General features: G+C 68.2%; 15 protein-coding genes. 8 read left to right on the top strand and 7 right to left on the bottom strand.

Annotated elements, in window-relative coordinates; all coding sequences use genetic code 11:
* Positions 1-183: 183 nt before the first annotated feature.
* The 4 genes from H3H39_RS08890 to H3H39_RS27820 form a co-directional block, all read right to left on the bottom strand.
* Positions 184-1,338, bottom strand: a complete 1,155-nt coding sequence (locus tag H3H39_RS08890; RefSeq protein ID WP_182152983.1) for a methyltransferase — start codon at positions 1,336-1,338, stop codon at positions 184-186.
* A 298-nt stretch (positions 1,339-1,636) separates the two neighbouring features.
* Positions 1,637-2,632, bottom strand: coding sequence for a hypothetical protein (locus H3H39_RS08895; RefSeq protein WP_182152984.1), 996 nt, complete (start codon positions 2,630-2,632; stop codon positions 1,637-1,639).
* A gap of 67 nt (positions 2,633-2,699) precedes the next feature.
* On the bottom strand, positions 2,700-2,912 hold the full coding sequence (locus H3H39_RS08900; RefSeq protein WP_182152985.1) for a hypothetical protein: 213 nt from the start codon (positions 2,910-2,912) through the stop codon (positions 2,700-2,702).
* Positions 2,913-2,950: 38 nt separating this feature from the next.
* The gene (locus H3H39_RS27820) at positions 2,951-3,730 is read right to left on the bottom strand and encodes a putative metalloprotease CJM1_0395 family protein (protein WP_229217932.1); all 780 of its coding nucleotides are present in this window, start codon (positions 3,728-3,730) and stop codon (positions 2,951-2,953) included.
* A 274-nt stretch (positions 3,731-4,004) separates the two neighbouring features.
* On the opposite strand from H3H39_RS27820, the gene H3H39_RS08910 reads away from it, so the two are divergent.
* Positions 4,005-4,163, top strand: a complete 159-nt coding sequence (locus tag H3H39_RS08910; RefSeq protein WP_182152986.1) for a hypothetical protein — start codon at positions 4,005-4,007, stop codon at positions 4,161-4,163.
* 27 nt (positions 4,164-4,190) lie between these two features.
* On the opposite strand, the gene H3H39_RS08915 is transcribed toward H3H39_RS08910, so the two are convergent.
* The 3 genes from H3H39_RS08915 to H3H39_RS08925 form a co-directional block, all read right to left on the bottom strand.
* Complete coding sequence (locus tag H3H39_RS08915) at positions 4,191-8,039, bottom strand: AAA family ATPase (protein WP_182152987.1); 3,849 nt, start codon at positions 8,037-8,039, stop codon at positions 4,191-4,193.
* 16 nt (positions 8,040-8,055) lie between these two features.
* Positions 8,056-9,378 carry an exonuclease SbcCD subunit D C-terminal domain-containing protein gene (locus H3H39_RS08920; RefSeq protein ID WP_182153097.1) on the bottom strand — a complete coding sequence of 441 codons (1,323 nt, stop codon included), beginning with the start codon at positions 9,376-9,378 and terminating at the stop codon, positions 8,056-8,058.
* Positions 9,379-9,496: 118 nt separating this feature from the next.
* Positions 9,497-12,136, bottom strand: coding sequence for a sensor domain-containing diguanylate cyclase (locus H3H39_RS08925; RefSeq protein WP_182152988.1), 2,640 nt, complete (start codon positions 12,134-12,136; stop codon positions 9,497-9,499).
* 234 nt (positions 12,137-12,370) lie between these two features.
* On the opposite strand from H3H39_RS08925, the gene H3H39_RS08930 reads away from it, so the two are divergent.
* From H3H39_RS08930 to clpB, 7 genes are all read left to right on the top strand, one after another.
* Entirely contained in the window at positions 12,371-13,618 is a 1,248-nt protein-coding gene (locus H3H39_RS08930; protein WP_182152989.1) for a winged helix-turn-helix domain-containing protein, read from the top strand.
* Positions 13,615-14,604, top strand: coding sequence for a DUF2804 domain-containing protein (locus H3H39_RS08935; protein ID WP_182152990.1), 990 nt, complete (start codon positions 13,615-13,617; stop codon positions 14,602-14,604). Before H3H39_RS08930 ends, H3H39_RS08935 begins: the two co-directional genes overlap by 4 nt.
* An 87-nt stretch (positions 14,605-14,691) precedes the next feature.
* Positions 14,692-17,319, top strand: a complete 2,628-nt coding sequence (locus H3H39_RS08940) for a bifunctional acetate--CoA ligase family protein/GNAT family N-acetyltransferase (protein ID WP_182152991.1) — start codon at positions 14,692-14,694, stop codon at positions 17,317-17,319.
* A gap of 169 nt (positions 17,320-17,488) precedes the next feature.
* The gene (locus H3H39_RS08945; RefSeq protein ID WP_182152992.1) at positions 17,489-18,187 is read left to right on the top strand and encodes a hemerythrin domain-containing protein; all 699 of its coding nucleotides are present in this window, start codon (positions 17,489-17,491) and stop codon (positions 18,185-18,187) included.
* Positions 18,188-18,264: 77 nt separating this feature from the next.
* Positions 18,265-20,877, top strand: a complete 2,613-nt coding sequence (locus H3H39_RS08950) for a DUF349 domain-containing protein (protein ID WP_182152993.1) — start codon at positions 18,265-18,267, stop codon at positions 20,875-20,877.
* The gene (locus H3H39_RS08955) at positions 20,874-21,350 is read left to right on the top strand and encodes a molybdenum cofactor biosynthesis protein MoaE (protein WP_182152994.1); all 477 of its coding nucleotides are present in this window, start codon (positions 20,874-20,876) and stop codon (positions 21,348-21,350) included. Before H3H39_RS08950 ends, H3H39_RS08955 begins: the two co-directional genes overlap by 4 nt.
* Before the next feature lie 104 nt (positions 21,351-21,454).
* Positions 21,455-24,043, top strand: coding sequence for an ATP-dependent chaperone ClpB (gene clpB / locus H3H39_RS08960; RefSeq protein WP_182152995.1), 2,589 nt, complete (start codon positions 21,455-21,457; stop codon positions 24,041-24,043).
* The last annotated feature ends 262 nt before the right edge of the window (positions 24,044-24,305 follow it).

Raw genomic sequence — 24,305 nt, forward strand, 5'->3', positions numbered from 1 at the left:
CTTGCTGCATTGCGCAAGTGCTCAAATAAGATGGGCTTATGGGACCGGTATGTTCTTAAGTGGCGCTTATATTTACCGGGGCCGGCGCAGGAATACGCGGCCCCCAGCGAAGGATCAGGCGGCGTCCTTGCGCCGGGTCAAGCGGCGCCCATGAGTGGGATCAAGCGGTGCCCTGGCGCGGGATCAGGCGGCGCCCAGGCGCCATAGCGACGTCACTTCGGCCGCGCGGGCCGCGTGCAGCGGATCACTGGCGTCGGACGCGCGCGGGTGCACGGGCTTGACGTCCTGGCGGCCCAACACCTTCAGGCCGGCGGCGGCGATCCAGTCCAGCAGTTGCTGGCGTGGCCGCAGGCCCAGGTGTTCGGCCAGGTCGGACAGGATCAGCCAACCTTCGCCGCCGGGCGTGAGGTGGGCCGCCAGCCCGTCCAGGAAACCACGCAGCATGCGGCTGTCCGGGTCATAGACGGCGTATTCGATGGCGGAACTGGGGCGTGCCGGCACCCAGGGCGGATTGCACACCACCAGCGGCGCGCGGCCTTCGGGGAACAGGTCAGCGTCGATCAGTTCGACCCGCTGCTCCAGGTCCAGCCGCGCCAGGTTCTCGCGTGCGCAGCTCAGCGCGCGGCGGTCCTGGTCCGTGGCGAGCACGCGGGCCACGCCCCGCTTGGCCAGCACGGCCGACAGCACGCCCGTGCCGGCGCCGATGTCGAACGCCAGGCTGGCGCCGGCAGGCAGCGGCGTGTCGGCCACCAGTTGTACATATTCACCCCGTACCGGCGAAAACACGCCGTAGTGCGGATGGATGCGCGCGCCCAGCGCCGCGATCTCGACGCCGGTGCGGCGCCATTCGTGGGCGCCGATCAGACCAAGCAGTTCACGCAGCGAGGCGACGAACGGCTCGTCACTACGGCCATAGGCTTCGTTGCAGGCCAGTTTGACGTCCGGCGCGCGGCGCAGCGGGATGGTGTAGTCGGCATCGAATGGAATCAGCAACATGGCCAGGGTGCGGGCCCGCTGCGATTGGGCCTGGCGGTGCAAGTGGAAAGCCTCGGTCGGGGAGGCGGGGGCTTTCGGCGCTTTGGCTTTCTTGCCGCTTTTGCCGTGCTTGTGATCGGCGCGCCGCGCCAGCGCCTGCAGTAATTGGCGTGCGTTCTGGAAGTCGCCGCGCCACAGCAGGGCGGTGCCTTCGCACGCCAGGCGGTAGGCCACGTCGGCATTGGTGCGGTCATCGGCGATGACGACGCGCTTGGGCGGCGGCATGCCCGCTTCCGAACGCCAGCGGGCCGTCTGGTCGGCGCCGTTTTCCTGCCAGTGGATGTGCTGGATCGGGGCCGTCATGGCGCCACCTGCTGGCGTTGCGGGGAGCTGGGAGCGGATAAATACACGGGCATGTTGAGGCAATCGATAGGGTGAATAAGGGGCTGGCGCCACGCGGCGTTGACCATGGGCGCCGCCGCGATACGCGGCCGGCAGAAAGACGGGACGGCGGCGGCGGCGGCGAGGCGTGAACGTGGTCGCTATTATACGTGGCGAGGGGGAGTGCTGGTCCGGCGCGTGCCCGCGTGCGCCGCGCCCGCGGGTTGGGCGTGGCGACGCGGCTTCACTTGCCGGCTCGCGCCGGCGGTGGGGGACGGGATCAGGCGGCCAGCGCGCTGGTGCTTGTGTCGGCTTTCGCCGCGTCGGCGGCAGCGGTACTGGTGCTGTCGGCGGTGGCTGGGGCGCTGGTCGTATCGACGCTGGTGCCGGTGCCGGTGCTGCCAGCGGATGCCGCCGGTCCGGCCGGCGCCGTGCCATAGGCGTCCGCGACGGACTTGGCGCGTGCCTCGGCGCCGTTGGGCGCCGCATAGGTATCTTTGTGCTTGCTGTCGACCAGGCTCAGCAGGCGCAACGAGAGACTGCGCAAGGTGGTGCGGTCGATATTGCTGCCATTGCCATTGTCGCCGGCGCCAGGATTGACGGACAGGCTCGATTGCAGGTTGCGCCCGATCAGCTGGAACAGGTCGGCCAACGTGCCAGGGAAGTCAACATTGGGGAACTGTACCGTCGGCAGGCCGCTGGTGTCCGCGCCACTGTTTTGACCGGTGCCGTTCGCTGTGCCGGCAGTGCCCTGGCCGCGCCCTGCGCCCTGTGCGGCAGTTGTATTTGAACTGTGCTGGCCAGCCAGCGCAGTGTATTGATCGCTGTACTGGACTTCGATCTCGAAGTCGAACTTGCGGCCATCGGCGGTGGTGATGCTGCCTTTGCCCAGGAAGTGGGTGCTGTCAGTCAGTTGTACGCCGGCCGCATCGGTGGTGCCATTGGGGCCGTTGCTATGCTGCACGGCGGCGCTCAGGCTCGATTGGGCGTCCAGGCTGACCGAGTCGAACGAGATGTCCGCACCTTTGCCTGCATCGCCAAACAGATTCTGGGCGAAGCTGCCTAACAGGCTTTGGGCCAGGTCCACCGTCGAGTTGCCGAGCGAGGACAGGCGCTTTTCCAGGTCGACGCCACTGTTGGACAGGGAAATGGCGTTGTCGCCGCTCGCCGCCTTGGACGCGTGAACGTTGGACGGCCGGGCATCCGCCTGCGCCAGGGCGGCAGGATATGCTTGCGCCGGCAACGTGCGGGCGCCGAGTGCGGAGATGGTAGACATGGTGATTTCCTGAGAGTGATACTCAGATAACGGCCTCGGCCGGTAAAACTTGAGGGCTTTTTGACAATTAGTGATGGTGGGACCAGCTACCGTCGGGCGAAGCCAGATAGGACTGCACCGCGTCCTTCTGGCCGGTGGCGTGGCGTTTGACTTCGCCGCACTGGCAAATGCCCTGGTAGGGCTGGATATGGGAGCAGGTCGACACTTTCTGCAGAAAAACCTGGACAGATTTGCCACATTTGGCGCATTTGAACGTGAGGGTACGTGGGGCTTTAAGCATGATCTGTATAAATCGCGGTCAAAGGCGCGATTCTATCATCAGGCCACCACGTCGAGCCGGGGCCGGGCCAGCGGACCGGCCTCGTAGGCGCGCCGCACTGATTCGGCCGACGGTGGCTGTTGCAGCGGCGCCACTTGCGCGCCGTCGGTCACGCCGGGCGCCAATGGCCGGCCTGCCACTGGTGGTGCCCCCTTGTCCTGGCCCGCGCCCTTGGCCGGCCGCGCGCTGTCCGCCGGTTCGTGCCCGGCCACCGCCTGCTGCGCAGCCTGGACGGCCAGTTCGGCCCTGGCCTGCTGTTCCAGTTGCTGCGCCTGCGCGGCCACGGCCCGGTCAGGGCCGGACGGGTCGGCCGGCGCCAGCGCGGCGGCCTGGATGGTGCGGGCGCGGGCGATGGTTTCCTCGGGCGTGCGGCCGGGCGAAGTGTCGATATGGACTTCGCCGCCGATGGCGTAATCGACCCCGTTCGGGCCGCGCTGGTAAGTGTAGGCGGCGCCGGAGACGGCCAGCCCGCCAGCGGCGGCCAGGTGGGCCAGTTCGTGCTGGCGCACCTCGGTGTCGCGCGCTTTGAGCCGGTCGATCAGGGCCAGCGCCTGCGGCGTCAGCGTGGTGCTGCTTGAGGCGGCGGTGGTGGTGGCGGCGCTGGTGCTGGGGGCGGAGGACGGGGCGGCTGCCGCACCATCGCCTTGCGCATGGTCACCGGCCGCACCAGCGCGCATGCCCGCGCCAGCCCGTGCGCCGGGAGCGCCCTGGCCAACAGCGTTGGACGTGGCCGGTGGCGCTGGGACGCGTGCACTGGCAGGGATGGCGGCTGTGCTCATGGCGGTGTGGCGGGTTCAAACTTGGCTGCGAACTTATTTGCCCACTTGCTTACGAACCTGTTTGCAAACCTGTTTGCGAACTTATCTGCGAATTTTGCTGCGAACTTGTCTGAATAATAGCAAATCCGCTGCCGCCTGGCTGTAGCAATTGGTTGCAAATGAAGCACGCTGGCGGCGCGCTGCGCGTCAACTGAAGCCACGGCGTCGCGTTGAAGGTGTGTCCGGCGACGATCTATGCGTCGCCGCCCCGGTCCCACACAGGAGAGGTCACGCCATGGAGCAGTCCAAGCAACCGAGCAAGGAATCCGTCCGACAGTGGTTGCAAAACCAGATCGTGGCGCGCCGTCCACCGCCCGACCCGCAGCAAATCCGGCGCGAACTGGGGTGGGAGCTGATCAGGATGTCGCGCCCCGCCACCGCCCGCGAGCGTTGATCGGGTGGACCGCCGCCGGCGCGGCCCTTATTCCACGGCGATGGTGCTCTTGCCGCCGGCCGAGGGCTGGACCAGGATCTTGGTGGCGATACGGTCCGTCATTTCCTGCACGTGGGAGATGACGCCGACCTTGCGCCCCATCGATTGCAGGCCGTCCAGCGCATCCATGGCCACCCGCAGCGTTTCCGCGTCCAGGCTGCCGAAGCCTTCGTCGATGAACAGCGACTCCACCCGCACCCGGTTGGACGACAGCGACGCCAGTCCCAGCGCCAGCGCCAGCGACACCAGGAACGATTCGCCACCCGACAGCGAATGCACGGAACGCATTTCGCCGCCCATGTCCTGGTCGCGCACGAGCAGGCCGAGCGACGGATTGGCCGGGTTGACGATGCGTTCCAGCTGGTAGCGGCGCGCCAGCTGCTTCAGGTGGGCGTTGGCGTAGCCCAGTAGCACGTCCAGCGTGAATTGCTGCGCGTAGTTACGGAATTTCTTGCCGTCCGCCGAACCAATCAACTCGCTCATGCGCGCCCAGCGCTGTTCGATGGCTTCCTGTTGTTCGATTTCGGCCAGCATGGCCTGGGCCTGGCGGCGTTTCGCATTGTCCTGCTCCAGCGCGAACCGCAGTGCGACGGCCCCGTCGTCGGCCTCGGCGCGGCGGACAGCCAATGCCCGCAACCGCCGCGCGACGTGCGCCGCCGGATCGTCGCCAGGCGCTTCAGCGGCAGTGGCCTGACTATCTTCCTGTCCCTGTTCCTGTTCCTCGTCATCCTCGCGTTCCAGCGCCGGTGGCGCGCCGCGCAGGTGTTGCGCGTGCTGCGCCTGGCGTTCACGCAGTACGGCCGCCGCATTGCCGGCCGCATTGTCCAGCGCCTGCAAGGCATCGCGTTCGCCGCTGATGTACTCCGCCGTGTGATCGAGCAACCCCCGCAGTTGCGCCGTGTCGGCCAGCGGTGTGTCGGGCTGGCGCAGGTTGTAGGCATGCAGCCAGTCCGCGAAGCGCTCGGCGGCGGCCTGCGCGGCCTGGTGCAGCGCGGCCAGGCTGGCCTGCGCTTGCGCCAGCGCCTCATCCAGGCGCGCCGCGTTGTGCGCCGCCTGTTGTCCGTTGGCTTGCTGGGCCGTGGCGCTGTCGCGGGCGGTATCGATGGCCGCCTGCAGCGTGCGTTCAACGTCGCGCACTTCCTTGCCGTCCCATAGCGCCATGCGCGCATCCTGCGCCGCGCGCAACGCGGCATCCGCCTGGCTGAAGGCCTGGCGGGCCGCTGCCGCATCAAGGGCGGTCTTGTCTTGCGCCGCCGCCAGCGCTTGCAGCTCGACGTCGGCGGTGGACAGCGCCACGGCGCGCTGTTCGCTCGCCTCGTGCTGGGCCAGCCAGCTCCGGCTCTCGGCCTTGCGCGCTTCATAAAAACGGGCCGGGCCGCTGCGCCAGTCGTCGCGCCAGTCCTCCACGGGAATGTCGCCGCCGTTGAAGGCCGGGTTCAAGTCGTCGAGCAGCGCCGCCAGTTGCAGCGCCACGTCGATACGCTGTTCGTCCAGCGCCTTGAGTTCGGCCGCCATGCCAGCCAGCGCTGTTTGCGCGGCGCCAGCCTGTTCCAGCAGTTGCGCGTGGGCCGTGCCAGCCTGGTCGCAGGCCAGTTGCACCTGGTCGCGTGCGGCGGCCGCAGTGCGCATGGCGGCTTCCTGCCGTTCGATGCGCTGCAATTCGCCACGCGCGGCGGCCAGTTGTGCTTCGAACCATGCATGGCGTTGGTCCTCTTCTGGCAGAGCGCTTTCCGCCCCAGTGTCGGCGACCAGTGCGTGGCTGTGCCAGGCCGCCTCGGCCAACCGCAGCGCTTCATGCACGGTGCGGCTTTCGGCTGCGATCGCCCCCAGTTGCTCGATGCACGATTGCACGGCGGCGCGCTGGCTGGTCTGCTGGTCCGCGTTGGCCATCATCCGCTCGCGGCAATGCACCACTTCCTGGCGCAGCCCCGCCAGCATGGCTTGCAGGGCGCCATCCTCATGGCGGTAGGGATGCTCGAGCGCGCCGCAGACGGGGCAGGGCGTGTCATCCTCCAGCGTGGCGCGCAGTTTTTCCACGCTTTCCGCGCACGCCGCTTCGGCCAGTTTCAACGACCGTTCGGCTTGCGCGAACGCGGCCATGATGCCCACGTGTTCCTGCTGCGCCTGCGCCAGCTGCACTTCCGCCGTGACCTTGGCCTGATGCAGTTGGGCCGATTGTGCGTCCAGTTGCTTACCGCGGCGTTGGCGCGCGTCGAGCTCCAGCCACAGCCTCTCCGCGCCGGCCAGCAAATCGCGCCGCTGTTCCCACTGGCTGCGCTGCTGCGGCAGGCGGTCCTCCGAGCAGGCCGCCAGCGCGCGGAGCGCTTCCTGGCGCCGGGCTTCCAGCGCCTGCATGGCGGTGGCCGATGCGGCCAGGCGCGCCCCGGCCTGTTCTTGCTGTTCGCGCTGCGCCTGGGCGGCACGCTGTGCCCGCGCCAGTTCGCGCGCCAGCTTTTCGGCCTGCGATGCGGCCTGTCCGGCCTGCACAAACAGCACGTCCCAACGTTCCCATGACGTGGCCAGCGTTTGCCACTGCTGGTGCTGTTGCAGCCATGCGGCCGCGCTGTCCTGCGCCGCCCGCAGTTTGTCGCGCTGTTCCCGTTTTTCGCGCAGCGCATTGCTGGCCTGCGTGTCCGCCAGCACGGCCACGTCGCGCTGGCCGAGAGCCTGGCGGTAGGCCGGCATCATCGTTTCGATGCGGGCGTCCAGTGCCTTGGCCTGGTCCAGTTGCGGCGTGGCGGCGCGCTGCGCCTGTTCAGCCTCCTGCAGTTGCGTGGCCGCCCGCGCCAGCGCGTCGTTGGCCTGCTGCTGCGCCAGCCGCGCCTGGGCCGCTTGCTCCTTGCGGGCGGCGATGGCCGTTTCGGTGCGGACGATCTCACCGGCGATGCGGGTCAAGTCGTCGGCCAGTGGGCGTGCCGCCTGCACGGCCTCGATCCGGGCCAGCGCGGCCCGGCGCGGCGCCGCCGCCTCGGCTTCGGCGGCGCTGGCCTGCCAGGCCTGCGACGCCTGTTGTTCGGCGCTGCGCAGTTGCGCGGCTTGTTGGTGCCAGCGCAGTTGCTGCTCCAGTATGGCCTTGCGCTCGTCCAGCTGCGCCAGCGCGGCCTGGGCGCCGGCGTATTGCTGTTCGTTGGTGGCCCGCTCCTCGGCGCTGAGCGGCTTCTGGTCCGCCAGCCGCAGGTTCAGTTGCTGCAGCCTGGCTTGTTCCAGCTTGGCCCGTTCGAACGCGCGAATCGAGATATCGCTGTAGATGGTGCTGCCGGTGAGTGTTTCCAGCAGTTCGCCCCGTTCATTGTCCTCCGCCTTCAGGAAGGTGGAAAACTCGTTTTGCGCCAGCAGCACGGCGCGCGTGAACTGGTCGAACGACAGGCCGATGCGCTGTTCGATCGCGGCCTTGACTTCGGTCTTGGTGCCGCCCACGGGCTGCAGGGCCGGCAGCAGGTGCAAGCTCATGGCCGTCGGTTGCAGCGCGCCTTCGGCCTTGGTGCGCGAGCGCCGCACGCTCCAGCGCGCACGGTAGCTGGCGCCGTCGTTACCGACGAAATCGACTTCCGCATAGCCTTCGGCCGTGCCGCGCCGCAGCAGGTTGCGCGGGTCCAGGGTCGAGATGGTTTCCGCGCCCACGTCCGGCAGCACGCTGCGGCCCAGGGCCTTGAGCAGGCGCGGGGTGGCGTCGTACAGGGCCAGGCACAGGGCGTCGAGCAGGGTGCTTTTGCCGGCGCCGGTGGGGCCGCTGATGGCGAACAGGCCGGAGGAGGCCAGTGGTTCCGTTTCGAAATCGACCTGGAATTCGCCGGCCAGCGAGGCCAGGTTCTTGCCGCGGATGTTCAGTATCTTCATGGTGTTGTTGGGTAGGTCAGGCGCCGGGCAGCATCAGTTCAGCGAACGCGCTCAATTGGTCGGCGGGAGCGTCGTTGCCGAATTTTTGCGCATACAAACGCTTGAAAATGTCGTCCGGCTTCAACTGGTCCAGCTGGTCCAGCGTCATGGCCTGGTCTTGCTGGCCGTGGTCGCGGGCCGCGCTGGACGTTTCGATCTTGGCCAGCCGCACCGGCTTGCCGTCGATCGCCGCTTCGATGCGCGCCCGCAGCCCCGGTTCGGGGCCGTCCAGCCGCACCCGCACTTCCAGCAAGGGCTGGGCGTGCGGTTCGGCGGGCGCGGGCGCCAGCGCGGCCAGCTCCTCCAGCACCTGCGCCAGCGGCGCCGGTTTGGCCGGCACCCGCAGCAGCGGCACGGCGCGCGGCGCGGGCAGCGGCGTGATCGCGCTCACCTGATCCCCATCCACGTCGATCAGCAGCACCTGATGCTGGTAGTCCACCTCGGCGAACGACAGCGGAATCGGGCTGCCGCAATAACGGATATGCCGCTGCTTGCCGACCGCCTGCGCCAGGTGCAGGTGTCCCAGCGCAGCATAGGCGATGGCGGGGCCGAAGATCCCGGCCGGCAGCATTTCCGTGCCGCCGATGACGATGCGCCGTTCGGAGTCGTTCGACATCTGGCCGTCGACCATGTGGCAGTGGCCCATGGCGATGATGGCCTGTCCCGGCTGGCGGCGGGCCTCGGCCAGCGCCAGCGCTTGCCGGTACAGCAGGGCGATGCCGGCCAGGTAGGGATCGCCGGCCGGTTCGTCGCGCACGGCGTCGGCGTCCGCCGCCGCCGCTTCTTCCACGCTTTCCGCCACAGCTGCCGGTCCGTTCTTCGCCCCGTTTTCCGCCACCGGCCTCGCGCGCGGAACGTCGCCCGGGCGCAGGAACGGGATGGCCAGGCACCAGGCCCGCACCGCGCCGTCGCGGTCGGTGAGCGGCAGCACCAACTGTTCGAGGTCGATTTCGCCGTCCGCGCCGCGCCGTACATTGCCCACCACCCGCGTGCCGTGCGCCGCAAGCAAGGGGCCGGGCGCCTCCAGCCGTCCCGGCGAGTCGTGGTTGCCGGCGATGACGATCAGGTTCAGGTGCGGCGCCCGTTCGCTGGCCTGGCGCAGGAAGCGGTACAACTGGTGCTGCGAGGCGGCCGACGGGTTGGCGTTGTCGAATACGTCGCCGGCGATCAGCAGCGCGTCGACCCGCCGCGCGACGATGGTGTCGAGCAGCCAGTCCAGGAAACACTGGTGTTCGTAGGCGCGGTCGAAATTGTGGAGCGACTGGCCCAGGTGCCAGTCGGAGGTGTGCAGCAGACGCATGAAGATAGAGGGGGCGCGGGCGGTAAAGCGCACAATATAGCGCAAGATGGGGCGCCGCGGTTTGACGCAGTCGTTATCGCGAATATGCCGGCCGCGCCGGCCGCGCCGCGCCTTGTCCTCAGGCCGCGTGCACCACCGGCTGCGGCGGTCCGGCGCGGAAGGTGTTGCGGCCGGCCTGCTTGGCTTCGTACAGCAACACGTCGGCCCGGTTCAGCAGTTCGGCGGGCGTCATGTCCTCGTCGCTGTAGAAGGTCAGGCCAATGCTGGCCGACACGTTCACCACCGTGCCATCGAGGTTGAACGGGGCCTGCATCGCGCTGACGATTTTCCCGGCCAGCATGGCCGCGTCGTCAGTGCGGCTGACGCGCTCCATGATGATGGTGAATTCATCACCGCCCAGCCGGGCGATGGTGTCGCTGGCCCGCATGGCGTGGGTCAGGCGGGTCGAGAACGATTTGAGCAGGGCGTCGCCCACGCTGTGGCCGAAGGTGTCGTTGACGGGCTTGAAGCGGTCGATATCCATGTACATCACGGCCATCATGCTGGCGTTCTCGCGGCAGGCGGCCATGGCGTCGTGCAGCTTTTGCAGGAAGCCGGCACGGTTGGTGAGGCCCGTCAGGGCATCGATCTGCGACAGCTTGAGCAGGCGCTGCTTCTCGCGCTTTTGCGCCGTGACGTCCTGGCGCATGACGTGGAAGCCGACCACGGTGATGCCGTCCACGTCATGCTGCGGAATGTAGACCACCTCGAAGGTGCGTTCATAGCCCTGGCTGTCATCCTCCTCCTCGAACGACAGGGTTTCGCCACACAGCACGCGGCGGATGTAGGGCGCCAGGAAGGCGTAGCGTTCCTCGCCCACGGTCTCGCGCACGCTCTTGCCCTGCACATGCAGGCCGCTGCGGTTGAATTCGCGTTCGTAGGCGATGTTGTGGAAGCGGTAGATTTCCTCGAAGTCGATGTAGGCGATCATGGCCGGCAGCGTGTCGGCGATGGTGCGCAGCCGCGCCTCGCTCTCGCGCAGCGCCATCACGGATTTGCGTATCAGCGTGATGTCGTCGAGCGTGCCGACGTAGCCATACAGCTTCCCGTCCACCATCATGGCCGCCACCTTGAACGAAACCCAGGTCACTTCGCCGTCCGGGCGCAGGCAGCGCACCGTGTCCTGCAGCGGCTCGCGCGTCTCGACCATGCGCTGCAGCGAGGCCTTCACTTCCTGGCGGTCGTTGGGGTGCACGGCGTCCAGCCAGGCGTCGCCCAGCGCCTGCTCACGGGTCAGGCCGGTGATGGTTTCGAAGGTGCGATTGACGTAGGTGCAATGGCCGGCCCGGTCGGCCCGGATCAGTCCCAGTGGCGAGGCGTCATTGACGGCCGCCAGTTCGGCCTGTTTCTTGCGCATCGCCAGTTCGCCTTCCTTGCGGGCCGTGATGTCGCGCGTGGTCAAGGCCACGCCATTGTCGATGGCGACGATCTGCTGGCGCAGCCAACGCGGTGGGCCGGGCAGGTAGTCGGCTTCGAACTCCTCCTCCAGCGGCTGCCCCGTTTGCAGCACATGCTGGTACTTATCGAGGAAACCCCGATCGCGCAGCGCCGGCAGGATGTGGAGCACCTGGCGGCCCAGCAGCTCGTCGCGGCTGTGGCCCAGCATCTGGGCACCGCGCTCGTTGAGGTCGGCGAACGTGAAGTCGACCACGGGATGCGGTTTTTGGTGGGCGCGGCAGGCGCGCAGCAGATAGACCGCGTCCAGGCTGGCGTTGGCGGCCGCGCGCAGCATCAGCTGGGCCTCGCTCACCTGGCGCGCGCTGCGGCGCAGGCGCTGCGCCTGCTGCATCAGCAAGCCGACGAACAGCAGCACCAGCAGCGAAGCCACCGTGACGGCGCCGAAATACACATTGCGCTGGCGGGCAAAGCGCGCCAGCGCGCCGCGCGTCGTGATGCCGACCACCGCCGTCAAGCCGTAGCGGGGCATGTCGCGGTAGCTGTAGATGCGCTCCACCTGGTCGAACGGATGCTTGAGCAGCAGTTCATCGGCAACGTCGGGCGCCGGGGCGAAATCGAGCGTATCGCTGATGATCAGGCGTTCGTCCACCCGGCCCGTGGTCAGGCCGCTGTCGCGGCTCAGCAGCAGCACGGCGCCCTGGTCTTCCACGTTGAGGCGGTCGTAATCCTCCACGAAGATGGCCGGGTCGATCATGATCAGGAACACGCCGGCGAAGCTGCCGTCGCGCGCGTTCAGGCGGCGCGACAGCTGGATCTGCCATTTCTTGTTGGCCTGCTCCACCACCGGCGTGGCCACCAGGGTGGTGTCCTCGGGACTGCCGGCGTGGCTGCGGAAGAACGCTTGCTGGCCGATGTCGGGCGCGAAATAGCCATGCATGCTGTCGACCACATTGCCGCGCGCGTCGAGCAGGGCCATGGGCAGTTCCAGCCGGGTCGGCAGCAGCGATTCGAGCAGGCCATTGCGGCGGCTGAACTCCGCCAGCCGCAGGGCGCCGCCGGTTTCCTCGTATTTGAGCTTGAACAGCTGGGTGGCGTGGTCCGTCTGGCGCAGCAGGTGGTTGGCGTGTTCGGCCAGCGTACGCGCCAGCGACTGGCTGTGCAACACCGCCTCGGCATGGGCGTTCTGGCGTTCCTGGCCCACCTGGTACACCACGGCCGTCCACATGATCGCCAGCAGCGCCAGCGCAAACGCCGGCAGCAGTATCCAACGATACAGGCGGCGCAGGAAGCGCAGGGCAGGGCTGGTGGCGATCCGTGTCATGAGTGTTCTGCGTTCCCCGCATCGGAGGCGGCATGCCGGGGACGGGCCGTCTCAAGGATGATTTCGCTTATTCTGCACGGATTTACCCGCCTTGGGTGGCGCGCGCGGGAAAATAATGTGTCGTAAGGCATCACTTTGGTGGCACAAAAAATACAGGCAATGTTGATTTCTTTATTAGAATAGGCGTTTCGCCCGCCGCCTACCCGCGCCGGCCCACAGCAGAGGAAGCAGGATTTGACCGTACCGACTTTGACACTGGCGGCCGCCCGTGCGCTGCATCTGGCTGCCCAGGGCTTGTTGCAGCCGCGCCGCCGCAAGGCCGTCCAGGCTGACGTGCTGGCCGCCATCCGCCAGATGGGCGTGCTGCAGATCGACACCATCCACGTGGTCGCGCGCAGTCCCTACCTGGTGCTGTGGAGCCGGCTGGGCGACTATCCGCCCGCGTGGCTGGAGCAGGCGCTGGAGCGGGGCGCCCTGTTCGAATACTGGGCCCACGAGGCGTGTTTTGTACCGGTGGAGGACTATGGACTGTACCGGCACAGGATGATAGACCCCGGTTCCATGGGCTGGAAGTACTCCGAGACATGGATGCGCGAGCGGCGCGCCGACGTCGACGCCGTGCTGGACCATATCCGCACCCACGGGCCGGTGCGCTCTGCCGACTTTGAACGCACCGACGGCCAGGCTGGCGGCTGGTGGGGCTGGAAGCCGGAAAAACGGTCGCTGGAAGTGCTGTTCACGGCCGGGGTGCTGATGATCGCCCGCCGCCACAATTTCCAGCGCGTGTACGACCTGGCCGAACGGGTGCTGCCGGACTGGGACGACAGCCGCATGCCGCCCATGGACCAGACCCGGCGCGCCTTGGTGCTGAAGGCCGTCAAGGCGCTGGGCCTGGCCCGCGGCGGCTGGATCAGCGACTATTTCCGCACCCGGCCGCCGCGGCTGGACCCGCAAGTGCTGGTGGCCGAAGGCGCGCTGCTGGAGGCGCGCGTGGCCGGCTGGGACGACCCCGTGTACGTGCATCCTGACCATGCCGGCTTGCTGGAGGCGGCCGCCGCCGGCGCGCTGGCGCCCACCCTGACCACCATCCTGTCGCCGTTCGATCCGGTGGTGTGGGACCGGCGCCGCGCCCAGGAACTGTTCGGCTTCGATTACCGGCTGGAGTGCTACACCCCGGCCGAACAGCGCCGCTACGGTTATTTCACGCTGCCCATCCTGCGCCGGGGCGCGCTGGTGGGACGGGTGGACGCCAAGGCGCACCGCCGCGCCGGCATCTTTGAACTGAAATCGCTGGCGCTGGAGCCGGGCACACGCCTCAGCGAGCGCTTCGTGCGCGACGTGGCGGCCGCCCTGCAGCGCTGTGCGCACTGGCATGGCTGCCCGTGCGTGCAGGTGAACGCCACTGTACCGTCACACTTCGCGCCACTGTTACAGGCCCAACTCAACCTCGCACACCAAGAGCAGAAAGAAGCTTCCGCATGATATTGCCCGCCGCCCCCGCCAGCCTGATCGGCCCCGACGGCCAGCCCCTGTTTGGCCGCTACGCGGGCCAGGTCGACCAGTTCGACTGGCCCCGGCTGGCCGCGCCCTATGCCCGCAGCGCCCTGTGGCGCCGCTTCCACCACAAGCGCTGGCATTACGTGGCGCTGGGCACGGAACACATTTTCTGCGCCGTCGCCATCGTCGACGTGGGCTGGACCAGCACCGCCTTCGCCTACGCCTTCGACCGCGACGACGGCGACATGCTGGCCAATTTCTCGCAGGACGGCTTGCCCGGCCTGTCGGCCACGCTGGCCGACAACGCGGCCGGCGCCAGCCGCTTCAAGACGCGCCGCAGCAACATCGCCATCGACAGCCCCGAGCCGGGCCGCTACCGGCTCGCGCTGCATTGCGATTACCTGGAGATCGAGGCGGAATTCGGCCCCGGCACGGCGCCGCTGCTGCTGGCCAGCGGCCCGGTGGCCAAGGGGGCCGTGCACGCCACCCAGAAATCGACCGCCATGCCCGTCACCGGGCGGGTCAGCACGTTCCGCGACGAATATGACCTGGCCGGCGGCGTGGCCAGCTTCGATTATTCGAACGGCCTGCTGGCGCGCGAGACGGCGTGGCGCTGGGCTTCCGGCCATGACCTGGAAGTGGGCTTCAACCTGCAGGCCGGCTATTTCGGCGCCAACGAGAACGCGCTGTGGCTGGACGGCCAGTTGCACGCCTTGGGCCCCGCGCACTTCCTGTACGATAACAGCGACCCGCTGTCGCGCTGGCACATCTTCACCGAGGACGACCAGCTGGAACTGCACTTCACGCCGGAAGGGGCGCGGCGCGAAAACAAGAACCTGGTGGTGGCGGCCAGCCGCTACCTGCAGCCGATCGGCACCTTCAGCGGTTGGGTGCGTACGGCGCCCGACGCGCCCAAGCGCATGGTCAACCAGCTGGTCGGGGTGACGGAAGACCACAGTTCGCGCTGGTAGTGGACGCGCGGCAGCGATATCAAGAGAGCGAAAAATAGAGCGAAGTACAGCGAAGTACAGCGCGGCGCCAGCCGCTAAGGATCTGGTATGAGCATCAGGCATCTCAAGCATCTGTTCGCACCGGCCTCAGTGGCCGTGATCGGCGCGTCCGACAAGCCGCAGCGCATCGGCACCCGCGTGCTGGCCAACCTGGTCGAAGGCGGCTTTGGCGGCGCGCTGTGGCCGCTCAACCCGCGCCACGACCGCCTGCACGGCTTGCGTTGCTACGCCAAGTTGAGCGCCTTGCCGGCCGCGCCCGACCTGGCCATCCTGTGCACGCCGCCGGCCACCATACCGGGCCTGATCGCCGACCTGGGCGCGCGCGGCACCCGCGCCGCCATCGTCATGACGGCCGGTCTGGAAGCCCATCGCGCGGGCGGGCGCAGCGTGCGCCAGGCCATGCTGGAGGCGGCGCGGCCGCACCGGCTGCGCATCCTGGGGCCGGGCAGCGTGGGCCTGCAAGTGCCGGCGCTGGGCTTGAACGCCAGCTTCACCCACTTGCCGGCGGCGGCCGGCAAGCTGGCCTTCGTGTCGCAATCGGGTGCGCTGGGCACGGCCGTGCTGGATTGGGCCAGCCTGCGCGGCATCGGCTTTTCCACCTTTGTCGCCATGGGCGAGGGCGTCGACGTGGATTTCGGCGACATGCTCGATTATCTGGCGGCCGACAACGACACGGCCGCGATCCTGCTGTGCGTGGAGCGGGTCAGCTGCGCCCGCAAGTTCATGTCGGCCGGCCGGCTGGCCGCGCGCGGCAAGCCGGTGATCGTGCTCAAGGTGGGGCGCGACCCGGAGCCGGAGGCGGAGCTGGCGTTCGACGCGGCCATCCGCCGCGCCGGCATGCTGCGCGTGTATTCGACGGAAGACCTGTTCGACGCGGTTGAAACGCTGGCCCGCGCCCGCCAGCAGCGCGGCGAGCGCCTGGCCGTGCTGACCAACGGCGGCGGCCTGGGATTGATCGCGGCCGACGCCCTGCAAGCGGGCGGCGCCACGCTGGCCGGGCTGTCGCCGGAGACGCTGGAGCGGCTGCGCCAGTTGCAGGCGCCCCAGTCCAACCCGCTCGACCTGCTGGCCGACGCGCCCGTGGAGCGCTACAGCGGCGCCGTCGACGCGCTGCTGCACGAGCCGCAGGCGGACGCCTTGCTGTTCCTGCACGCGCCCACGGCCATGGTGTCCAGCGCCCTGATCGCCGAGGCGCTGGCGCCGCAATTGCGGGCCGCCAGCCGCAACGTGCTGTCGTGCTGGCTGGGCGGGCGCTCGGTGGCGGCGGCCCGCCAGACTTTCAGCGACGCCGGCCTGCCCACTTACGACACGCCGGAAAAAGCCGTGCATGGCTTCCTGCAGATCGTGCAGTACCGCCGCAACCAGGACTTGCTGATGGAAGTGCCGGCCCGGGTGCCGGCCGCCGCCGCGCCGCAACGGGCGGCGGCGCAGGCGCTGGTGACGGCCGCGCTGGCGGCAGGCCACTCGGCGCTCGACGCGCGCGACACCTGCGCGCTGCTGGCCGCCTACGGCATCCCGATGGCGGCCACGGAATTCGCGGCCGACGCGGAACAGGCGCTGGCGGCGGCGCGCCGCATCGGCTATCCGGTCGCGCTCAAGGCCGGCGCCCACGATATCGGCCGCAAAGCCGACGTGGGCGGCGTGGTGCTGGACCTGGAGGACGACGCCATGCTGCATGCGGCCGCCTGCGCCATGCGCGAGCGGGTGCGGCGGCTGCGGCCGGCCGCCGGTCCCGGCTTCGCCGTGCAGCAGATGGCGCGCCGCCCGCAGGCGCAGGAACTGGCGGTCCGGGTCCGGGCCGACCCCGTGTTCGGCCCCGTGATCCTGTTCGGCCAGGGCGGCCCGGCCGCCGAGGTGGCCGACGACCGGGTGGCCGGCCTGCCGCCGCTGAACATGGTGCTGGCGCGCGACATGGTGGGCCGCACCCGGGTGGCGCGGCTGCTGGCCGGCTATGGCGACCACGCGCCGGCCGACGCCGACGCCATCGGCCGCATGCTGGTGCAGGTGGCCGAGATGGTGGCCGACCTGCCGGAACTGACCGAGCTGGAAATCAACCCGCTGCTGGCCGACGCCGATGGCGTGCTGGCGCTGGACGCCGACATCCGGCTGGCGCCGCCGCGCGCCACCGGCACCATGGCGATCCGCCCCTATCCGCAGGAACTGGAGCAGGAACTGGCCTGGCAGGGCCGCACCATCGTGCTGCGCCCGATCCGCCCCGAGGACGCGCCCCAGCACCTGGCGTTCTTCCGCGCGCTGGCGCCGGACGACGTGCGGCTGCGCTTCTTCTCGGCCATGCGCGAGTTGCCGCCGTCGCAACTGGCGCGCCTGACCCAGATCGATTACGACCGCGCCATGGCCTTCATCGCCACCGGCAGCGGCGCCGACGGCCAGCCCGAAACGCTGGGCGTGGTGCGGGCCGTGGTCGATTCGGACAACCAGAGCGCGGAATTCGCCATCATCGTGCGCTCCGACCTCAAGGGCCTGGGCCTGGGGCGGGTATTGTTTCAAAAGCTGGTCGACTATTTCCGCAGCCGGGGCACGGCCGAATTGAGCGGCGAGGCTTTGTCAGAAAACAACGGTGTGCAGAGCCTGGTGCGCCACTTCGGCGGCACCGTGCTGCCCCATGCGGAGGCGGGCATGGTCAACCTGCGCTTGCCGTTGCAGGCGGTGGCATGATGCTGCGCAGCATTTGATATTTCACAAGACGCTGTTGTCGGAATTCTTTACACTGGTACTTCCTCGCTTGACGCTGCCGCCCCCAAATGGGGTTCCGCGAGACAATAATTCCGAGACAACAATAGCCCGTGACAGCGCCACACGGGCACCGGCCAGCCGGGGGAGACACATGTTAACGGCCACTTATACATTGGTAGCTCTATCCGTGGAGCAAGCCAAGGTGCGCATCAGTCTGCAGTCATTCCAGCACCACGTGCGCGCCACGCTGCTGCAGCAGCATAGCCTGACCATCGGGCAACTCGAATATGCGTGCGAGATGCTCAATCGTTTGTACCAAACCTGCAACTGGCGCAAGACGGAAATGTACTTGATTCCCGCCATCCGCCAGGCCACGGAGCGGGCCGACCAGCTGATCGATGAACTGAACCGGCTGAACCAGTCGGCGCTGGCCGAGATCCGCGCCATGCAGGCCCGCATGGGCGACCTGGCCGAGGGCAACGATGCCCAGGTCGGCCAGATCTGCGACAGCGTGGACGCGTTCTGCGCGGCCCTGCTGCAGCGGCTGGAAAAGGAGGAGCAGGAACTGTTCGCCATCGCCCGCAGCGTGATCGGGGGCGACGCCTGGTTCGCCATCGCCAACCAGTTCCTGCTGCACGACGCCAAGCTGGAAGAAGTGCGGCGCGGCAAGTCGCCGGCGGCCGACGGCGCCGCCATCCTGCCCGGCGGCGACGAGCGGCCCGACGACGCCATCGCCATCCCCGCGCTGGCGGTGCTGCCGCTGCCCGGCATGGACGTGGAACAGACCTTGCCACCGCTGTTGCGGCAGTTGCCGGAGCGCCGCGTGCGCCAGCGCGTACGCGCCGGATAGGCCGCCGCGCGAGCAAAATCTGTCCGCTTTGCTATCATGGTGGTTTTAGCCCCTCCCACCTGATAGCAAAGTCCACCATGTTCGAATTCCTCTTTAAGCGCGCGGGCGACAAGCCGGACGCCGCCGCCGTGGCCATGGCCGCCGCCGAGCCGAGCGCCGCCGCCGCCCAGAGCGCCGCCCGCCGCGACGAGCAGACCGAGCGCGCGCGCGCCCTGAACGGCGACGAAGCGGCCGCCGTCGAACTGATCTTGCACAGCGAATTCGCCGGCGTGCGCCTGGCCGCCGCCGAACACGTGCATTCTCAGCCCCTGCTGGAACAAGTGCTGCACGCCATGCGCAACACCGACCGCCGCGTCGCCAAGCTGATGCAGGGCCGGCTCGACGCCATCCGCTACCAGCGCGCCGAGCACGAGAAAGCCCAGGCTTGCATCGCCAGCGCCCAGCGCCTGGCGCAAGACGATAAGCTCACACCCAACCAGGTGGCCGAGTTGGACCGCCAGTGGGCCGTCACCGCCGCCGGCCCCGAGCTGGCCGCCACCTTTGACGGCGTGCGGGCCGCCCTGGCCCAGCGCCTGGAAGCCCAGGTCACCTTGCAGCGCGGCGTGATCGACGCGCTGGCCGAACTGCGCCGCTTGCCGGCCGCCGGGCTGGCGCCGGGCGAGGCGGACGCCGCGCTGGCCCGCTTGACGGCGGCCCAGGCCGGCTTCCTGGCGTCGCCCGAGCAGGCCGCCTTGCCGCGCCATTTGCTCAGCGATTACAGCGCCGCGCTGGAACAGGCGGGCGCCGCGCTGGCCGAACTGGCGCAGCACCAGGCCGCCGTCGCGGCCCGCCAGCAGGCGCTGGCCGATTGGCAAGCGGCCGATCCGGCCACCCTGGACGGTGAACAGATCCGCCGCGACTGGCGCGCCTTGCCCGCCGTGCCGGCCGGCGAACTGGCCACGGCCCTGCAGGCCGGACTGGATGCCGTGCTGGCCCGCCTGCCGACCGCGGCGCCCGCGCCCGCGCCGGCCGCCCAGCCGGCCCGCAAACCTGCCCGGGACGCCAATCAGGAGGGCAATCTGGCGGCGAACAAGGAGGCGAACAAGGAGGGCGCACCCAAGCCAGTGGGCCAGCAATTCCTCGACACGCTGGCCGCGATGGAGGCGGCGCTGGAGCAAGGCTTGCTGCATGCCGCCTCCGAGCACGACAAGTGGCTCAAGGAACACAAAGGCGGGCGTTTGTCGCCGGCCCAGGCCGACCGCCTGGCCCATGTGCGCGCCGAACTCAAGCGGCTGGCCAACTGGGCCCGCTGGGGCGGCAATGTGTCGCGCGAGGAACTGGTCAAGGCGGTGGAGGAACTGCCGGTGCTGGGTCTGTCCATGAGCGAGCTGGCCAAGAAGGTGGGCAGCATGCGCGAACGGTGGAAGGGCCTGGACGCCGTGTCCGGCCACGCGCCCAAGAGCCTGTGGGAGCGTTTCGACGCCGCCTGCACGGCCGCCTACGCGCCGGCCGCCGCCCACTTCAAGCACCTGGCCGACGAACGCCACAGCAACGCCGCCAAGGCCCAGGCCCTGATCGAGGAAACCCAGGCCATGGCGGCCGGGGTGCGCGAGGGCGCCGAATGGAAGAACATCGCCGCCGCCGCGCAGCGCTTGCGCCAGATGTGGGGCCGGCTGGGTGCCATCGACCGCAAGGACAAGAAAAAGCTCGACACCGCCTTCGACCAGGCGCTGACCCAGTTGCTGGCACCGCTGTCGGAGCAGCGCCAGGTCGAAATGGGCCGGCGCGAGCACCTGATCGCGGAAGTGGAAAAGCTGCAGCCGTCGGATCGCCACACGCTGGACAACCTGCGCCACCTGCAGGAACGGTGGCAGGAGCAAGCCAGGGCGCTGCCGCTGGAGCGCAAGGCCGAGCAGGCCCTGTGGCTGCGCTTCCGGGCCGCCTGCGACGCCATCTTCGCCAAGCGCAAGGAAACGGCGCATGCGGCTGACCACGAACGCAAGGCCCACCTGCACGTGCGCGAGGACTTGTGCGCGGCGCTGGAAACGGCCACCTTCAGTGGCGAAGACAAGGCGCAACTGGCGGCCATGGCCAAGCTGCTGCGCGACACGGCTGCCGCCTGGCATGGCGCCGGCTCGGTGCCGCGCGCCAGCGAAGCGAAGATCACCCAGCGCTACCAGGCGGCTGTGGCATCCGTCCAGTCGCAAGCCGACGCCATCCGTCGCCGTGCCGGTGCGGCCCAGGCCAATGCGCTGCGCGACAAGCTGCGCCTGGTGCAGGCGCTGGAACAGGCCATCGCCGGCGGCGAGGCGCTCGATGCCGCCGAGTGGGAAGGACGCTGGCGCGGCCTGCCGCCGCTGGCGGCCGAGTACGACAAGACCCTGCACGCCCGTCTGGCGGCTGGTCTGGCGGCGCTGGACGGCCAACGGGCCGCCTATGGGGCCACGCTGGCGAGCAACGGCGTCCGCCTGCTGGACGAAGTGCTGCGGCTGGAAATCGTGGCCGGGGTCGACAGCGGCGCCGAGTTCGCGCGCGAACGCCTGAAGATGCAGGTCGAAGTGCTGCAATCGTCGCTCAAGTCCGGACACAAGCCGCAGACCCAGGCCGACCAGTTCCTGGCCCTGTGCGCCATGCCGGCCCTGGCCGACGCGCGCACGGCCAGCCGCATCGAAACCCTGTTCCGCCGTATCGGCGCCTCGGAGGCAGCATGACGGTGGCGGCCTTCCACAGCGAAGTACGGATCCAGGAAGCCGACTTCGACCTGACGGCCGAAGTGGCGGCCCTGCGCGCCGGCCAGCCCGGCGTGGGCGGGCTGGTGACCTTTGTCGGCACCGTGCGCGACCTGAACGAGGGCGCCAGCGTGGCCGAAATGGAGCTGGAACACTATCCAGGCATGACGGAGCAGTCGATTTCCACCATCATCGAGCAGGCCCGCCAGCGCTGGCCCATCTTCGGGGCGCTGGTGATCCACCGGGTGGGGCCGTTGCGGCCGATGGAGCAGATCGTGCTGGTGGCCGTCACCTCGGCGCACCGGGGCGAGTCGTTCGCGGCCTGCGAGTTCATCATCGATTACCTGAAAACGGAAGCGCCGTTCTGGAAAAAAGAGCAGACCCCGGACGGCGCGCGCTGGGTGGATGCCCGCGTGACGGATGAAACGGCGCTCGATAAGTGGCGTACTGCATGAGGTTTGACTTGGATCATTGATTGTTTAAATAATTAGGAGTCTCCTTGAAAACGGACCGCCAAGCCTTACTTGGCAGGTAAGTTAAAAATTCTCTGGAGCACTCCATGCGTCAAGATAAGCTCACTACCAAGTTACAAGAAGCCCTGGCCGACGCGCAAAGCTTGGCCGTCGGTAACGACAATCCCTACATTGAACCGGTCCACCTGCTGACGGCCCTGCTGAACCAGGACGATGGCGCCGCCCGCTCGTTGCTGCAGCGGGCCGGCGTCAACGTCAACGGCCTGGCCAACGCGCTCAAGTCGTCGATCCAGCGCCTGCCCAAGGTGTCGGGCACGGGCGGCGATGTGCAGGTGAGCCGGGAATTCGTCTCCGTGCTCAACCTGGCCGACAAGGAATCCCAGAAACGGGGCGACCAGTTCGTCTCCAGCGAAATGGTGCTGCTGGCGCTGACGGACGACAAGTCCGACGCCGGCAAGCTGTCGCGCGAAAATGGCCTGACCCGCAAGGCGCTGGAAGCGGCCATTTCCGCCGTCCGTGGCGGCAACAAGGTCGACACGCAGGAAGCGGAAGGCCAGCGCGAAGCGCTCAAGAAATACACGCTGGACCTGACCGAGCGCGCCCGCGCCGGCAAGCTCGACCCCGTGATCGGCCGCGACGACGAGATCCGCCGCGCCATCCAGGTGCTGCAACGCCGTACCAAGAACAATCCGGTGCTGATCGGCGAGCCGGGCGTGGGCAAGACGGCCATCGTGGAGGGCCTGGCGCAGCGCATCGTCAACAACGAGGTGCCCGATTCGCTCAAGGGCAAGCGGGTGCTGTCGCTGGACATGGCGGCGCTGCTGGCCGGCGCCAAGTACCGCGGCGAGTTCGAGGAACGCCTGAAGGCCGTGCTCAAGGAATTGGCCATGGATGAAGGCCAGACCATCGTCTTCATCGACGAGCTGCACACCATGGTGGGCGCCGGCAAGGCGGAAGGCGCGATGGACGCGGGCAACATGCTGAAACCGGCGCTGGCACGCGGCGAACTGCACTGCATGGGCGCCACCACGCTGGACGAATACCGCAAATACATCGAGAAGGATGCCGCGCTTGAGCGCCGCTTCCAGAAGATCCTGGTCGACGAACCGACCGTGGAAGCGACCATCGCCATCCTGCGCGGCTTGCAGGACAAGTATGAGCTGCACCACCAGGTGGCCATTTCGGACGCGGCCATCATCGCGGCGGCCGAGCTGTCGCACCGCTACATCACGGACCGCTTCCTGCCCGACAAGGCGATCGACCTGATCGACGAGGCCGCGTCCAAGATCAAGATCGAGATCGATTCCAAGCCGGAGGTGATGGACAAGCTGGAACGCCGCTTGATCCAGCTGAAGATCGAGAAGGAAGCCGTCAAGAAGGAATCGGACGAAGGCTCGCGCCGGCGCCTGGGCCTGATCGAGGAGGAAATCGTCAAGCTGGGCCGCGAACTGGCCGATCTGGAGGAAATCCTCAAGGCCGAGAAAGCGGTGGTGCAGGGCAGCTCCCACATCAAGGAAGAGATCGACCGCATCAAGCTGCAGATGGAGCAGGCCACGCGCGAGAGCAACTGGCAGCGCGTGTCGGAGCTGCAATACGGCCGCCTGCCGGAACTGGAAGCCCAGCTCAAGCAGGCCGATAGCGGCGCGGCGGCCGGCAAGGAAGGCCAGCCCAAGCTGCTGCGCACCCAGGTGGGCGCCGAGGAGATCGCGGAAGTGGTGTCGCGCGCCACCGGCATCCCCGTGTCGCGCATGATGCAGGGCGAGCGCGACAAGCTGCTGCACATCGAGGAAAAACTGCACGAACGGGTGGTGGGCCAGGACGAAGCCATTTCCGCCGTGGCCGACGCCATCCGCCGTTCGCGCGCCGGGCTGTCGGACCCCAACCGTCCCTATGGTTCGTTCATGTTCCTGGGCCCCACGGGCGTCGGTAAGACCGAGCTGAGCAAGGCGCTGGCCGGCTTCCTGTTCGACACGGAGGAATCGATGATCCGCATCGACATGAGCGAGTTCATGGAGAAGCATTCCGTGGCCCGGCTGATCGGCGCGCCACCCGGCTACGTGGGCTACGACGAGGGCGGCTACCTGACGGAAGCCGTGCGCCGCAAGCCGTACAGTGTGATCCTGCTGGACGAAGTGGAAAAAGCGCACCCGGACGTGTTCAACGTGCTGCTGCAAGCGCTGGACGATGGCCGCATGACGGATGGCCAGGGCCGCACGGTGGACTTCAAGAACACGGTGATCATCATGACCTCCAACCTGGGGTCGCACAAGATCCAGTCGATGGAGGATGCCGATCCGGGCGTGATCAAATTGTCCGTGATGGCCGAGGTCCGGTCGCACTTCCGGCCCGAGTTCATCAACCGGATCGATGAGATCGTCGTGTTCCATGGCCTCGATGAGAAGAACATCGGCGCCATCGCCAAGATCCAGCTGAAGATCCTGGAGGACCGCCTGGCCAAGATGGAGATGGCGCTCACGGTGACCCCGGCCGCGCTGCAGAAGATCGCGGAGGCGGGCTACGATCCGGTGTATGGCGCACGGCCGCTGAAACGGGCGATCCAGCAGCAGATCGAAAATCCGCTGTCCAAGCTGATTCTGCAAGGTAACTTCGGACCCAAGCAGACGATACAGATCGACGCCCGCAACGGCGAGCTGGTGTTCGAAGCCCAGCAATAAGGAAGCCGCGACGGCTGCTGCCGGCCGGGGATGGCGCATGCCATCCCCGGCTTTTCTTTTCATGCCAATATTCTGTTGCGCGCCACCCCGGCAGTGCGTTTCCCCGCCTTTAAATTTCTTGCAATCCGTCACATTCGCGTGACATCATATGTGTCACGGTTTGGCTTTCCTTGCGGCGTATTTCTTTGGGGGATGATGTCGATGACCTATATGCTCCGGCGCTTGTCTGGCCCGCTGCACCCGCCCGCGCCCGTCTCCATAT

Source organism: Rugamonas apoptosis (assembly GCF_014042355.1).
Classification (GTDB): domain Bacteria; phylum Pseudomonadota; class Gammaproteobacteria; order Burkholderiales; family Burkholderiaceae_D; genus Rugamonas; species Rugamonas apoptosis.

Coding starts and splice junctions, on each gene's coding strand:
- H3H39_RS08910 (WP_182152986.1), top strand. CDS start 4,005: ATGGAGCAGTCCAAGCAACCGAGCAAGGAATCCGTCCGACAGTGGTTG.
- H3H39_RS08920 (WP_182153097.1), bottom strand. CDS start 9,378: ATGCGTCTGCTGCACACCTCCGACTGGCACCTGGGCCAGTCGCTCCAC.
- H3H39_RS08890 (WP_182152983.1), bottom strand. CDS start 1,338: ATGACGGCCCCGATCCAGCACATCCACTGGCAGGAAAACGGCGCCGAC.
- H3H39_RS08940 (WP_182152991.1), top strand. CDS start 14,692: ATGAGCATCAGGCATCTCAAGCATCTGTTCGCACCGGCCTCAGTGGCC.
- H3H39_RS08935 (WP_182152990.1), top strand. CDS start 13,615: ATGATATTGCCCGCCGCCCCCGCCAGCCTGATCGGCCCCGACGGCCAG.
- H3H39_RS08945 (WP_182152992.1), top strand. CDS start 17,489: ATGTTAACGGCCACTTATACATTGGTAGCTCTATCCGTGGAGCAAGCC.
- clpB (WP_182152995.1), top strand. CDS start 21,455: ATGCGTCAAGATAAGCTCACTACCAAGTTACAAGAAGCCCTGGCCGAC.
- H3H39_RS08895 (WP_182152984.1), bottom strand. CDS start 2,632: ATGTCTACCATCTCCGCACTCGGCGCCCGCACGTTGCCGGCGCAAGCA.
- H3H39_RS08950 (WP_182152993.1), top strand. CDS start 18,265: ATGTTCGAATTCCTCTTTAAGCGCGCGGGCGACAAGCCGGACGCCGCC.
- H3H39_RS08915 (WP_182152987.1), bottom strand. CDS start 8,039: ATGAAGATACTGAACATCCGCGGCAAGAACCTGGCCTCGCTGGCCGGC.
- H3H39_RS08955 (WP_182152994.1), top strand. CDS start 20,874: ATGACGGTGGCGGCCTTCCACAGCGAAGTACGGATCCAGGAAGCCGAC.
- H3H39_RS08900 (WP_182152985.1), bottom strand. CDS start 2,912: ATGCTTAAAGCCCCACGTACCCTCACGTTCAAATGCGCCAAATGTGGC.
- H3H39_RS27820 (WP_229217932.1), bottom strand. CDS start 3,730: ATGAGCACAGCCGCCATCCCTGCCAGTGCACGCGTCCCAGCGCCACCG.
- H3H39_RS08925 (WP_182152988.1), bottom strand. CDS start 12,136: ATGACACGGATCGCCACCAGCCCTGCCCTGCGCTTCCTGCGCCGCCTG.